Origin of the sequence: Labrys sp. (in: a-proteobacteria) (assembly GCF_047605565.1) — a bacterium.
GTDB lineage: Bacteria > Pseudomonadota > Alphaproteobacteria > Rhizobiales > Labraceae > Labrys > Labrys neptuniae.
Map to the genome: position 1 here is coordinate 1 of NZ_JASGFM010000053.1, position 13,335 is coordinate 13,335.

13 protein-coding genes are annotated in these 13,335 nt (G+C 62.6%); 5 read left to right on the forward strand and 8 right to left on the reverse strand.

What is annotated here, in order from left to right; translation table 11 throughout:
* Together QM672_RS29420 and QM672_RS29425 are read left to right on the forward strand one after the other, a co-directional pair.
* Nucleotides 1–446, forward strand: a 446-nt coding sequence (locus tag QM672_RS29420) for a TrbI/VirB10 family protein (protein ID WP_415086862.1), incomplete at its 5' end; no start/stop codon positions are given.
* Between the two features lie 2 nt (nt 447–448).
* Complete coding sequence (locus QM672_RS29425) at nt 449–685, forward strand: DUF2274 domain-containing protein (RefSeq protein WP_415086864.1); 237 nt, start codon at nt 449–451, stop codon at nt 683–685.
* A gap of 6 nt (nt 686–691) precedes the next feature.
* Here the strand turns inward: QM672_RS29425 and QM672_RS29430 are convergent, their stop codons facing one another.
* Complete coding sequence (locus tag QM672_RS29430) at nt 692–1,522, reverse strand: PhzF family phenazine biosynthesis protein (protein ID WP_415086866.1); 831 nt, start codon at nt 1,520–1,522, stop codon at nt 692–694.
* A gap of 122 nt (nt 1,523–1,644) precedes the next feature.
* On the opposite strand from QM672_RS29430, the gene QM672_RS29435 reads away from it, so the two are divergent.
* Complete coding sequence (locus QM672_RS29435) at nt 1,645–2,091, forward strand: Lrp/AsnC family transcriptional regulator (RefSeq protein WP_415086868.1); 447 nt, start codon at nt 1,645–1,647, stop codon at nt 2,089–2,091.
* 135 nt (nt 2,092–2,226) lie between these two features.
* The gene (locus QM672_RS29440) at nt 2,227–2,499 is read left to right on the forward strand and encodes a helix-turn-helix transcriptional regulator (protein ID WP_415086870.1); all 273 of its coding nucleotides are present in this window, start codon (nt 2,227–2,229) and stop codon (nt 2,497–2,499) included.
* On the opposite strand, the gene QM672_RS29445 is transcribed toward QM672_RS29440, so the two are convergent.
* From QM672_RS29445 to QM672_RS29475, 7 genes are all read right to left on the reverse strand, one after another.
* On the reverse strand, nt 2,489–3,745 hold the full coding sequence (locus QM672_RS29445; RefSeq protein WP_415086872.1) for a tyrosine-type recombinase/integrase: 1,257 nt from the start codon (nt 3,743–3,745) through the stop codon (nt 2,489–2,491). The genes QM672_RS29440 and QM672_RS29445 overlap by 11 nt on opposite strands.
* A 319-nt stretch (nt 3,746–4,064) precedes the next feature.
* Nucleotides 4,065–5,615, reverse strand: coding sequence for a glutamine-hydrolyzing GMP synthase (gene guaA, locus QM672_RS29450; protein ID WP_415086874.1), 1,551 nt, complete (start codon nt 5,613–5,615; stop codon nt 4,065–4,067).
* Between the two features lie 147 nt (nt 5,616–5,762).
* The gene (locus QM672_RS29455; protein WP_415086876.1) at nt 5,763–6,293 is read right to left on the reverse strand and encodes a hypothetical protein; all 531 of its coding nucleotides are present in this window, start codon (nt 6,291–6,293) and stop codon (nt 5,763–5,765) included.
* Nucleotides 6,294–6,364: 71 nt separating this feature from the next.
* Entirely contained in the window at nt 6,365–7,654 is a 1,290-nt protein-coding gene (locus QM672_RS29460; protein WP_415086878.1) for an RsmB/NOP family class I SAM-dependent RNA methyltransferase, read from the reverse strand.
* Nucleotides 7,655–7,785: 131 nt separating this feature from the next.
* Nucleotides 7,786–9,282, reverse strand: coding sequence for an IMP dehydrogenase (gene guaB, locus QM672_RS29465; RefSeq protein ID WP_367622627.1), 1,497 nt, complete (start codon nt 9,280–9,282; stop codon nt 7,786–7,788).
* 226 nt (nt 9,283–9,508) lie between these two features.
* Nucleotides 9,509–10,726: an LL-diaminopimelate aminotransferase gene (locus QM672_RS29470; RefSeq protein WP_105862988.1), complete on the reverse strand. Its 1,218-nt coding sequence runs from the start codon at nt 10,724–10,726 to the stop codon at nt 9,509–9,511.
* A 136-nt stretch (nt 10,727–10,862) separates the two neighbouring features.
* A complete protein-coding gene (locus tag QM672_RS29475) occupies nt 10,863–11,240 on the reverse strand; it encodes a hypothetical protein (RefSeq protein ID WP_311938248.1) in 378 nt (125 codons plus the stop codon).
* Between the two features lie 165 nt (nt 11,241–11,405).
* On the opposite strand from QM672_RS29475, the gene QM672_RS29480 reads away from it, so the two are divergent.
* Complete coding sequence (locus QM672_RS29480) at nt 11,406–13,235, forward strand: PHA/PHB synthase family protein (RefSeq protein WP_394309163.1); 1,830 nt, start codon at nt 11,406–11,408, stop codon at nt 13,233–13,235.
* The last annotated feature ends 100 nt before the right edge of the window (nt 13,236–13,335 follow it).

Consider the following 13,335-nt stretch of genomic DNA (forward strand, 5'->3'; position numbering starts at 1 on the left):
CGACCGGCCGCATCCTGCTCGTGCCGCAGGGCACGCGGCTGATCGGCCAGTATGATAACAGCGTCCAGTTCGGGCAGCGCCGCGTGCTGCTCGTCTGGAATCGCCTCATTATGCCGAACGGTCGCTCCATCGTTCTCGAGCGCCAGCCGGGCGCCGATACGCAGGGCTATGCCGGTCTGGAGGATGGCGTCGATTACCACTGGTGGGATCTCGCCAAGGCCGCCGCGCTGTCGACCTTACTCGGCGTCGGCGCGGAACTTGCCACCGACGACAATGACCGCCTGATCCGCGCCATTCGCGATGGCGCGCAGGACACCATAAACCAGGCCGGTCAGCAGATCGTCCAGCGCCAGTTGCAGGTTGCCCCGACGCTGACCATCCGGCCGGGCTTCCCGGTCAGGGTCATCGTCACGCGCGATTTGGTGCTCGAGCCTTACAGGAACTGACCATGACCAAGCTGAAACTCGGCCCCATCGCCGACGACAAAGCCGTCAAGATCGCGCTGGAGCTGCCCGCCGCGCTCCATCGCGATCTGACCGCCTATGCCGCCGTGCTGGCCCGCGAGACCGGCCAGCCCACCGCCGATCCCATGAAGCTGATCGTGCCGATGCTGGAACGCTTCATCGCTACCGATCGCGGCTTCGCCAAGGCCCGGCGGAAGAATGAGAGTGCAGGGAATAACTGACAACAATCAGGCGATTTTTGCCGCCGTTCCACTCACCATAACGGGGCTTCCCACGGGATCGTCCCAGCGAACGACGATGCGGGAAGTCCGCCCCATGTCTGCCCCCTGCAAAATGGTCAGTTCGCCTTGCGTCAGAATGCCTTGATCACGCAACATTCCCGCCAGAGCCGCTGCTGCCGCGCCAGTCGCCGGGTCTTCAATCACACCACCCGAGGCAAAGGCGTTCCGCGCGTGGAACAGTCTTTCGGCTTCGCGCCAGACAAGCGCAACCGTGACAAGGCCGTGGTGACGCATAAATGCGCGACCTTCCTCCAGATCGTAGCTCATCGCGCTCAACCGCTCACGACTGTCCAGCGCAAGGAACAGATGCTCGGCTCCGGCACTCATGAGCCGTGGCGGGAGGTTCCGGTCGAGAGCGTCACCGGGGTAACCAAAGAGCGCAAGTGCCTCCTCAACGAGTGTGTCCGAAACCGGTCCGTTGCGTGTCGCCAGCGAGCAAAGGGTTGAATATCCCATCCCCTCCTTCATGATTGCTTCGACTTCGATGACACCACCTGACAGCGAGAGCTGATAGCGACCGGCTCCTTTCTCCTCCGCCAGAACCGCGCCGAGGGCTACGGTCGCATGGCCGCAGAAGGGAACTTCGCTTTCGGGCGAGAAATAGCGTGTCTGCCAGCTTTCACCAGACGGTGCTGCGAACGCTGTCTCGGAGTATCCGACCTCGGCCGCGATGCGCTGCATGGTCTCCTGTTCAGGAAGCGTTTCAGCCAAGACTACTCCCGCCGGATTTCCGCCTGATCCGTTCTCGGTGAACGCTGCAACCTTGTGTATCTGCATCTGATTACTCCTGATCTATCAGCGTAGTATATCAGCCTAACGTCGAAAAATACCGCTCGTTCGTAAGGAGGATTCTATGCAATTTATTGAATCCGTAAGCCTAATGATTTAAATTGCCTTACATGGCAAGGCACACATTAGACAACGCGGACAGAGCAATTATCGATCTGCTATTGCATGATTCCCGCATCAGCCTGCGCACCATCGGCGCGGCAGTCGAGCTGACTGCTCCAGCAGTTCGTGACCGTATTCTCAAGCTGGAGGACATCGGTATCATTGAGGGGTTCAGCATCCGGTTGAACACGCGCGCCCTCGGCTTCTCACTCGAAGCTATTCTTCGGGTCGAGCCGCTACCGGGCAAGCTCCGGGCCGTCGAAAAAGCCCTTCAAGACATGCCGGAGATTGTAGATTGTTCGGTCGTAACGGGCGAGGACTGTTTCGTGGCCCGGCTGCTGTTGCGGGAGGTAAGCGAACTCGACAGGCTTCTTGGCCCGCTGCACGACATTGCCCGAACCAAGACAAGCATTGTGCATCGCCAGCCAGTCCCGCCCCGCCGCCCTCCTCTCTAGGCAACGGGGTGCCGCCAGCGCATAGATGCGAATGCGGCACGCTACAGGCCAGCGACCTCCCTCCATGGTTTGCTTACTTTCGGAGACCTCCAGTCGCCCGGAAGCCCGTTGAACATAGCTGCCGAGGTTATGAAGATGAGTAATCCGACATCCGCGCTGGGCAAACGGACGATTCGTCGGCGCCAGCTTCGTGAGATTGTCCCCTTGGCCGACACGACGATCTACGACATGGAGCAACGAGGCGAGTTTCCGCAGCGCTTCTATCTGACGGCCCGGACAGTGGTCTGGGATCTCGCCGAAGTGGAGGCTTGGCTTGATGAACGCCGCCAAGCCTCCAGAGCGAAGACCGTCAACCGAGCGCCGTCGCCCGACGTGACGCTCAGGAAATCCCGGCCCATCAAAGGCTAGGCTCGGGGACCAGCAGGTCCATCGAGGTCGGATAAAGCATCGGCGTGTATTTCTGACCGGCCACCCAAGCGTCGATGAGATTGGCCCATTCCTGCATCATGTGGCGGCGCTGATGCTCATACTCCGCCTTGTTGTAGATGCCGCGCGACGAGCGCCCATCTTCATGTGCCAGGCACTTCTCGATCCAGTCGCTGTTGAACCCCAGCTCGTTGAGGAGCGTCGAACCCGTGCGGCGCAGGTCATGCACCGTGAACGGGTCCAGCGGCAGTCCCGCCTTCTTGGCCTGTTCGACCACCGCATAGGTGACGCGGTTGAAAGTCGCGCGCGACATCGGTGCATCCGCATCATAGCGCGACGGCAGCAGGTATCTCGAATTGCCCGCGCAGGTCTTGAGCGCGACGAGGATGTCGATCACTTGTTCGCACAGATAGACGTTGTGCGCCTTGGAGCGCTTCATCCGCTCCTTTGGAATCGACCACACCGCATTCTCGAAATCAACCTCATCCCAGGTCGCGTCCTGCAGCTCGCTCTTGCGGACCATGGTGAGCAGGAACAGCTTCGTCCCGAGGCGAATGGTCGGCAACGTCGCCACATGCTCAAGCTGATTGAGCATGACCCGGATTTCGGCGGGCGATAGCGAGCGGTCCTTGGGAACGAACGTCGCGATCGAGGAAGGCCCAACCTCATCAGCCGGGTTCGGCACTTTCTCGCCGTGCAAGATCGCAAAGGCGTAAACCAGCTTCACGATGTCACGGACATGGACCGCCGTGGCCGGCGCTCCGCGGTTCTTTACCTTGGCGCACATCGCCCGCAGATCTTCGGGGCTGATTTCCGTCAGCAGCCGGTTGCGAAACGTCGGCAGGATATCCCGCTCGTAGATCGTGCGACGCATCGCACGGGTGCTGTCGGCCATCCGGTGCTCTTGCAGCCAGCGTTCGGCAAATTCGCTGAAGCTTTTGGCTTCCTTGATGCGACGCTTTTCGCGCTGTTTCTCCTGGGCGGGGGATCGCCCTTCCTGAATCGCGCGCTGCGCGTCGATCAGCTTCTCCCGCGCACGCGCCAAAGACAGGCCGGCAGCCCCATAGCGTCCGAGGGTCAACGTCTCGCGCCGGCCGTTCATGCGGTAGTCATAACGAAACACGATCGACCCCGCCGGCTGCACGACGACATACATACCGTCACGATCCGCGACCTTGTATAATTTATCCCTTGGTTTCAGCGCTTTGATAGCGGCATCTGTCAGCATTGGACCCTCCAAAAACGTTCAAAAAACGCGAGAGAGCCACCAAATATACCGTCAGGCCAAAATCGGCCTCCATAAACGGCATTTTTCCTTTTATTATCAGAGGAGTAATGCCGAAAAAAATACCGTCACAAGCTCTCTAAGCCGTGACGGTATATGCAATTTGCCGATGTCACAAGAGTCACCATGCCGTCAGCTATACCGTCAACCGGGAAGCTCGCCCCGCGATAGAAGGCGATAGACAGTGGAGGTTTTACTGTTTATTTTCAGCTACTTATATAGGATCATAGCGTAAAATCGGCGGCGTTTGGGTAGGCCAAAATCATTCCCACTCGATTGTCCCGGGTGGCTTCGACGTCACGTCGTAGACCACCCGGTTGATGCCCTTCACCTCGTTGATGATCCGGGTCGCGGCCCGGCCGAGAAAATTCATGTCGAAGGGGAAGAAATCGGCGGTCATACCGTCGACCGAGGTCACGGCGCGCAGGCCGCAGACGCTGTCATAGGTGCGCCCGTCGCCCATCACGCCCACGGTGCGCACGGGCAGCAGCACCGCGAAGGCCTGCCAGATCTTGTCGTAGAGGCCGGCCTTGCGGATCTCGTCGAGATAGATGGCGTCGGCCGCGCGCAGCGTGTCGAGCTTTTCCCGGGTGATCTCGCCGGGAATGCGGATGGCGAGGCCCGGGCCCGGGAAGGGATGGCGAGCGACGAAGGCTTCGGTCAGGCCGAGTTCGCGGCCGAGCGCCCTGACCTCGTCCTTGAAGAGTTCGCGCAGCGGCTCCACCAGCTTCATGTTCATGCGCTCGGGCAGGCCGCCGACATTGTGGTGCGACTTGATCGTCACCGAAGGGCCGCCGGAGAAGGAGACGCTCTCGATCACGTCGGGATAGAGCGTGCCCTGGGCCAGGAATTCGGCCCCCCCGATCTTGCGGGCCTCTTCCTCGAAGACCTCGATGAACAGGCGGCCGATGGTCTTGCGCTTCACTTCCGGATCGGTGACGCCGGCGAGCTCGCCGAGGAAGCGCTCGGACGCATCCACATGCACCAAGGGGATGTTGTAGTGCTCGCGGAAGAGGCCGACGACCTGGTCGGCTTCACCGGCCCGCATCAGGCCGTGATCGACGAAGACGCAGGTGAGCTGGTCGCCGATCGCCTCATGGATCAGCACGGCGGCCACGGAGGAGTCGACGCCGCCGGACAGGCCGCAAAGCACCCTGCCCTTGCCGACCTGCTTGCGGATCTTCTCGATCATCTCGGCCCGATAGGCCGCCATGGTCCAGTCCGACTCGATGCCGGCAATCTTCTGCACGAAGTTCTTCAGGAGCTTGCCGCCATCGGGCGTGTGCACCACCTCGGGATGGAACATGGTGGTGTAGTAGCGCCGTTCCTCGTTCACCGCGATGGCGAAGGGCGCATTCTCCGAGGTGCCGACCACCTTGAAGCCGGCGGGCAGCTCTGTGACGCGGTCGCCATGGCTCATCCACACCGGATAGCGCTTGCCCGGCTCCCAGAAGCCTTCGAACAGCGGGCTCGCCTCGAGGATCTCGACATCGGCACGGCCGAACTCGGCGGCGTGCCCGCCCTCGACCTTGCCACCGAGCTGGGTCGCCAGCGTCTGCTGGCCATAGCAGATCGCCAGGATCGGCACGCCGGCATCGAACACCGCCTGCGGTGCACGGGGGCTGCCGGCCGTCGTCACCGAGGCCGGGCCGCCGGAAAAGATCACGCCCTTCGGCTTCAGCCTCTCGAAGGCCTCGGCGGCGCTCTGGAAGGGATGGATCTCGCAATAGACGCCGACTTCGCGCACGCGGCGTGCGATCAGCTGGGTGACTTGCGAACCGAAATCGATGATGAGGATGGCGTTGTGTGTCATGGCAGGGAGGTAGTCGACCGGGGCTTTCGATGCAACCGAGGGAGGATCAATTTATTGCAAATACGCACGAATGGAGAGACGAAATCGGCTCCATCTTTGTGATTTTGCGCAGAACCGATCCATCGGCCACGAAAATCATACGTTCCTTCATTCTGCCGTACAGGCCTGGGTTTGCGAAGCCTTCTCTATCCAGGATTTATAGGCCGTGGGATCGAGAATGATAAGTTCCATGGCCTTGCGGGTCGTCTTGCCGGCCTTTTCGATAGTTGCCTGCGCGACGAGGCGCCCGGCCTTGGCCGGTTTCACGACCCTTTCGTTCAGGCGCCCCGGTATGGCGTCGATCGTCACATCGAGTTCGGGAATGCTCAACGTGTGAATGACATCCTCGGAGGTGACCCGCAGTGCTACATCCGCACCCGCCGCCAGGATGATCGGCTTGCTCTCGGCGCAGATCGCGATCTCCTTGCCGCCGTTGCTGCTCGCCGTGAAGCGGTACTCGATGCGCCAACCTTCTTCACGTGCTGTCAGGAGAACCGTACGCACCGGCAGTCTGACATCGCTGCGAAACAACAGGTCGAAGGCGGATGGCGCACCGTCGGACGCCCAAGCCGTGGCGATTGCGCACAAGCCGGCAAGGTAGGTCGCGGCGACGTTAACAAGTCTCCGTGACCACTTCATCCCTGCCCTCCGAACATCTCGTCTTCGGGAGGGATATATCATCGCTCAATGCGAGGACAAATCGACGCCGATCAAGCCCGGTGCAGCAGGGCGATGAAAAAGCCGTCGGTGCCGGAGCGGTGGGGCGAAAGCTGCAGGCCGGTGCCGCCCGACGAGCCGAACCGCGCGAAAGCCGAGAGCCCCGCGCCCTTGGCCAGCTCCGACAGGGGCGCAGCGGTGAAATCGGCATGGTCGGCCAGGAAAGCCTTCACCGAGGCATCGTTTTCTTCCGGCAGCACCGAACAGGTGACGAAGACCAGCCGCCCGCCTGGTTTCACCGCCCTGGCCCCGGCCTTCAGCACGGTGGCCTGGTCCTTCTGGCGGTCGGCCAGGCTGGACGGGCGCATGCGCCATTTGGTGTCCGGGCTGCGGCGCCAGGTGCCGCTTCCCGAGCAGGGCGCATCCACCAGCACCAGATCCATGCGGCCGTCGAGGTCGTCGATCGGCAAACTTCCCCGTGGCGTGCGGACCTGGACGTTGCGCACCCCTGCCCTGGCAAGCCGGTCATGGATCGGCGCCAGGCGGCGCTTGTCGCTGTCGGTGGCGAAAACCTGCCCCTTGTTCTCCATGGCGGCCGCGAATTCCAGCGTCTTGCCGCCGCCACCGGCACAGAGGTCGAGCACCTGCTCGCCGGGCCGGGCTGCCGCCACGAGGCCAGCCAATTGCGAGCCTTCATCCTGGACCTCGAACCAGCCCTTCTGGAAGCTCTCCTCGGATTGGATGGCCGGGCTGCGGCCGTCAGGGCCGAGCGGCACGCGCACGCCCCAGCGCGACAGCGGCGTCGCGCTGGCGTGGAGCGGCCCGAGTTCGGCGAGGAGCTTGTCCCGCGAAGCCTTCAACGTATTGACGCGCAGATCCACCGGCGCGCGCTCGGCCAAAGCCCGCCCCTCGGCAATGGCGTCCTCGCCGAAGGCCGCCTCGAAGGAAGACCACAGCCAGTTCGGAACATCCGCCTGAATATCGGGCGCCGCCTGCTCGAGCTTGCGCTCGGCCAGCGCCTTGCGCTCGTCCTCCGTCAGGGGTTCGGGCGCGAAGCGTTCGCCGCTGAACAGGGCGTCGAGCGTTTCGATCGTCTCGCCACGCTGCAGGGCCAGCATGCCGATCAGCGCGGCGCGCGGCGCCTCGCTGTCCATCAGCCAACGCGCCGAGGCTCGGCGGCGCAGCGTGTCGTAGACCAGCCCGGCCAGCGCCGCCCGGTCGCCGGAGCCGGCGAAGCGATGGGAGAGACCCCAATCCTTGAGCGCATCGGCGGCGGGACGGCGGCGGGCTTCGATATCGCCCAGGATCTCGATGGCGGCGGACAGACGAGCGGAGGGGGTCAAGGATCACCTGGGAGCACGAAGGCTTGGGAGCGCGGACATCCTGTCCGCTCTTGGAAACACGACAGTTGCAAATAAGGAATAAGAGCGGACATCGCGACATTTCTACATGTCGCTGCGATGTCCGCGCTCCATCAATTCCGTCCAGGATAGTTCGGGCTCTCGCGGGTGATGGTCACATCATGCACGTGGCTTTCGCGCAGGCCTGCATTGGAGATGCGCACGAACCGCGCCCGCTCCTGGAAATCCGTGATCGTCTCGGCGCCGACATAGCCCATCGAGGCGCGCAGGCCGCCGGCGAGTTGGTGCAGCACCGCCGAGACCGGGCCCTTATAGGCCACCTGGCCTTCGATGCCCTCCGGCACCAGCTTCATCGAATCCTTGATGTCGGCCTGGAAGTAACGGTCAGCCGAGCCGGCGGACATGGCACCGATCGAGCCCATGCCGCGATAGGATTTGTAGGAGCGGCCCTGGTAGAGATAGACCTCGCCGGGCGTCTCGTCGGTGCCGGCCAGCATCGAGCCGACCATGGCAACCGAAGCACCGGCCGCGATCGCCTTGGCGAAATCACCCGAAGTCTTGATACCGCCATCGGCGATGACAGGCACGTCATGCTCGCGCGCGGCATTGGCCGAGTCGATGATGGCGGTGAGCTGCGGCACGCCGACACCGGCCACGATGCGGGTGGTGCAGATCGAGCCCGGGCCAATGCCGACCTTGATGGAATCGGCGCCCGCACCGATCAGGGCGCGCGTCGCCTCGCCGGTGGCGACATTGCCGGCCACCACCTGCACGGAATTGGACTGGCGCTTGATGCGCGACACCGCATCCAGCACCTTCTGCGAATGGCCATGGGCCGTGTCGACCACGATCATGTCGACGCCGGCATCGATCAGCATTTCGGAACGGGCATGGCCGCCATCGCCGACGGTGGAAGCCGCCGCGACGCGCAGGCGCCCCTGCTCGTCCTTGCAGGCATTGGGATGCAGCGTGGCCTTCTCGATGTCCTTGACGGTCATCAGGCCGACGCAGCGATAGGCCTCGTCGACCACCACCAGCTTCTCGATGCGGAACTGATGCAGCAGGCGCTTGGCCTCTTCCTGCGCCACACCGGTCTTGACGGTGACCAGGCGTTCCTTGGTCATCAACTCGGCCACGGGCTGGTCGAGCTTGTCGGCAAAGCGCACGTCGCGATTGGTGAGGATGCCGACCAGGATGCCGGGCACGCCGGGCGCGGCGCCAGTGACGACAGGAATGCCGGAAATGCGATGGCGCTTCATCAGGGCCAGCGCGTCTGCCAGCGTGGCCTCCGGCGGAATGGTGATCGGGTTCACCACCATGCCGCTCTCGAAACGCTTGACCTGCCGGACCTGCTCGGCCTGCTCTTCGGGGGTAAGGTTGCGGTGGATCACGCCGATGCCGCCATTCTGCGCCATGGCGATCGCCATGTTCGCCTCGGTGACGGTATCCATCGCCGAAGCCAGCAGCGGCAGGTTGACGGAGATGGAACGGGTGACGCGCGAACGGATGTCAGCCTGGGCCGGGAGCACCTCGGAGTGCCCGGGCGTCAGCAGCACATCGTCAAAGGTGAGCGCTTCAGGGAAAAGCGATGAATCAACGATGCGTGTCATTGCCAACTCTCAATCAGTAAAAGCGGAATCGAACCGGCTTCGGGCGGCTGGAATCCGTGCCGCCGGAGCTGGGTTGGCGCGATCGTTTACCATTTGAAATCGACAAGGGAAAGACAGGCAGTCGTCTTTTTACTGCCTGTCAGCCATGCATTTTTGGTCGTAACGAAAAATTCGGTGTGCCGGCCTTCTCAACTCCATCGCGAGGGGGCCGAGAAGGCACGCCGGATCACGCCGACTTCGTCAGCGGCAATACGTTGTGCAGGGTCTGGTCTGCACCATCCATAAACTTGCGGATGTTGCGCGCCGCCTGGCGGATGCGCTGCTCGTTCTCGACGAAGGCGATGCGCACGAAATCGTCGCCATGCTCGCCGAAGCCGATGCCGGGCGCCACCGCGACCGAGGCTTTCTCGATCAGGAGCTTGGAGAACTCCACCGAGCCCAGCTCCTTGAACTTGGGCGGGATCGGTGCCCAGGCGAACATCGAGGCTGGCGGAATCGGCACGTCCCACCCGGCACGGGCAAAACTCTCCACCAGGGCATCGCGGCGCTTGCGATAGGTCTCGCGCATTTCGGCGATGCAGTCTTCCGGCCCGTTCAGCGCGGCAGCAGCAGCAACCTGGATCGGCGTATAGGCACCATAATCGAGATAGGACTTCACGCGGGCAAGCGCGGCGCACAGCCGCTCATTGCCGACCGCAAAGCCCATGCGCCAGCCCGCCATCGAGAAGGTCTTGGACAGGGTGGTGAACTCGACGGCGACATCCATCGCTCCCGGGATCTGCAGCACGGACGGCGTCGGCTCACTGCCGAAATAGATTTCCGAATAGGCCAGGTCCGACAGCACGAACAGGTCGTTCGCCTTGGCGAAGGCGATCAGGTCCCGGTAGAAATCGAGGCTGGCGACGCAGGCCGTCGGATTGGCGGGATAGGAGACGATCACCGCGATCGGCTTGGGGATCGAATGCTTCACCGCGCGCTCGGCGGAACGGAAGAAGTCCTCGTTCGGTTCGGCCGGGACGGAACGGATGACGCCCCCTGCCATGAGGAAGCCGAAGGCATGGATCGGGTAGGACGGATTGGGACACAGCACCACGTCGCCGGGCGCGGTGATGGCGGTCGCCATATTGGCGAAGCCTTCCTTGGATCCCAGCGTGGCGACGACCTGGGTGTCCGGATTGAGCTTCACGCCGAAGCGGCGGGCGTAATAATTGGCCTGGGCCTTGCGCAGGCCCGGAATGCCCTTGGACGCCGAATAGCGATTGGTCCGCGGCTTCTGGGCCGTCTCGATCAGCTTGTCGGTGATGAATTTCGGCGTGGGCAGGTCCGGATTGCCCATGCCCAGGTCGATGATGTCGGCCCCCTGCCCGCGCGCTGCCGCCTTCACCCGGTTGACCTGCTCGAAGACATAGGGCGGCAAACGGCGGGTTGAGTAAAAGTCGGACATGACGGTGCTTTCGCGCGATAGCGCATTCAGGGTTACGGGGAGCGAACCTCTAAATCATTTCGAAGAATGATGGCAAAAGAAATGCCAAAAATCTGCGCCGGTCGTGAAAAATCGATCCACGACAATGCGATATCGATCATTGCGGCGGGAAGAAGCCGACATGCTTGCGCTGGGACGGGGGAACGCGCTTCTGGGCTACCTTGCGGTTGGCCTGCGCCCGGGCCTTGAGTTCCTCGGGGCTCGGCTGCCGGCCCGGCGTCGCCAATAGGCTGGCCTCCAGCGCCTTACGCTCGCTCATGGACAGAATCTGGTCGCTGCGCGGCGGCGGCAAGGCGCCGATCCGCGGATAGACGTTGGGTTGGCTCGTGCGGGACTGCGTCACGAAGGGTTGAGGCGTCGGTAACGGACCCGAGGTCAGCCCGAGGCGCTTGCTGGTCTGGCCGGAGCCGCCGGCACAGCTGGCAAGCCCGATGCCAGCCACTGCGGCGACGACGAGGAAGGAATGGATCCGCATGACGTTCTCGCAATTTCTCCCCTCTCTTATAGAGCGCTGGCCGATCGGCAAACAGGGAAAATCGATGAAATCACCGTCATGGTTCACAAAGCGATGCGAAGAAGCATTCACAGGAAGGAAAAACATGTTCTAATGAAGGGCCGTAAAGAGCCAAGATGGGGCGCGATGAAGAACGAGAAAAACTCCAATCCCCCTCCCTCGGCCGAGTCGCTGGCCTCCTTTGGACCGGTCGACATCGAAACGCTTGCCCGCAATATGGGGCGTGCGGTGGAGGAAGGCGGCAAGGCTCTGGCGGCCTATCTGCGCCCACGGGAGGACGGCAGGGTCAAGAGCGACATCACGGAGGAGGTCGCCGACGCAGTCAATTCCATCGGTCATCTGGCGCAATATTGGCTGTCCGACCCGCAGCGCGCCCTGCAGGCCCAGACCAGCCTCGCCAGTGGTTTCATGTCCCTGTGGACCTCCTCGCTGCAGCGTATGGCCGGCGAGGAAGCCAAGCCTGCCGCGGAGCCCGACCCCAAGGACGCTCGCTTTCGCGACCCCGAATGGAGCCAGAACCAGTATTTCGACCTGCTCAAGCAGGCCTATCTGATTACCAGCCGCTGGGCGGAAAAGCTGGTGCATGAAGCCGACGGCCTGGAGCCGCGCCTGCGCCACAAGGCCGATTTCTATGTGCGGCAGGTCTCGGCCGCGATCTCGCCGAGCAATTTCATCGCCACCAATCCTTCGCTCATTCGCGACACGCTGGCCGAGAACGGCGAAAACCTGGTGCGCGGCCTGGAAATGCTGAAAGAGGATATCGATGCCGGCGATGGCGATCTGAAGATCCGCCAGTCCGACACCTCGAAATTCGAGGTAGGCGTCAATCTCGCCACCACGCCGGGCAAGGTGGTTTTCCGCAACGCCACCATGGAGCTGCTGCAATATACGCCGACGACGGCCAGCGTCCTGAAGCGGCCCATCCTGATCTGCCCGCCCTGGATCAACAAATTCTACGTGCTCGACCTGACTCCCGAAAAGAGCTTCATCAAATGGTGCGTCGACCAGGGCCTGACCGTCTTCGTGATCTCCTGGGTGAACCCGGACGAGAAGCAGCGCAACAAGGGCTTCCTGGAATATATGAAGGAAGGGCCGGTCGCCGCCCTCGACGAAATCGGCAAGATCACCGGCGAGAAGGAAGTCTCCGCCATCGGCTATTGCGTCGGCGGCACCCTGCTCTCGGTGACGCTGGCCTGGCTGGCTGCCAAGGGCGATACCCGCATAACCTCGGCCACCTTGTTCGCCACCCAGGTCGATTTCGACAAGGCCGGCGATCTCAAGGTCTTCGCCGACGAGGACCACATTCAGTGGATCGAGAAGACCATGGCCGAGCACGGCTATTTTCCCGGTTCCAAGATGGCCGCCGCCTTCAACATGCTGCGCAGCCAGGAATTGATCTGGCCCTATCTCGTCAACAATTACATGCGCGGCAAGCAGCCCACGCCCTTCGACCTGCTCTATTGGAATGCGGATGCCACCCGCATGCCCGAGAAGAACCACTCCTTCTATCTGCGCAACTGCTATCTGGAGAACAATCTCACGCGCGGGCGCATGGTGGTGGGTGACGAGACACTCGATCTCAAGAAGGTGAAGATCCCGATCTATGAGCTGGCGACCCGCGAGGATCACATCGCCCCGCCCAATTCCGTCTTCATCGGTGCCCAGGCCTTTGGCGGGCCGGTGCGCTACGTCCTGTCCGGCTCCGGTCACATTGCCGGCGTGGTGAACCCGCCCGCCCGCAAGAAGTACCAGTACTGGCTCGGTGGCGCCGTCGCCGGCAGCTATGAGGACTGGCTGGAGGGAGCCACCGAACACCCCGGTTCCTGGTGGCCGGACTGGTTGACCTGGCTGAGGAAGCAGGCCCCCGAGGAGGTGCCTGCCGACAAGCGCAAGCCGGGTGGACGCCGCAAGCCTCTCGGGGACGCGCCGGGAAGCTATGTGCGCGTGAAATCCTAAATCCGGATTGGACGGCTCAGGTGGCCCTGCAATGCGCAGGGCCACATCTGGTTACCTGCCTTGATTTTACGGTCAAATCAGCAGAACTTCCGCATGGCAT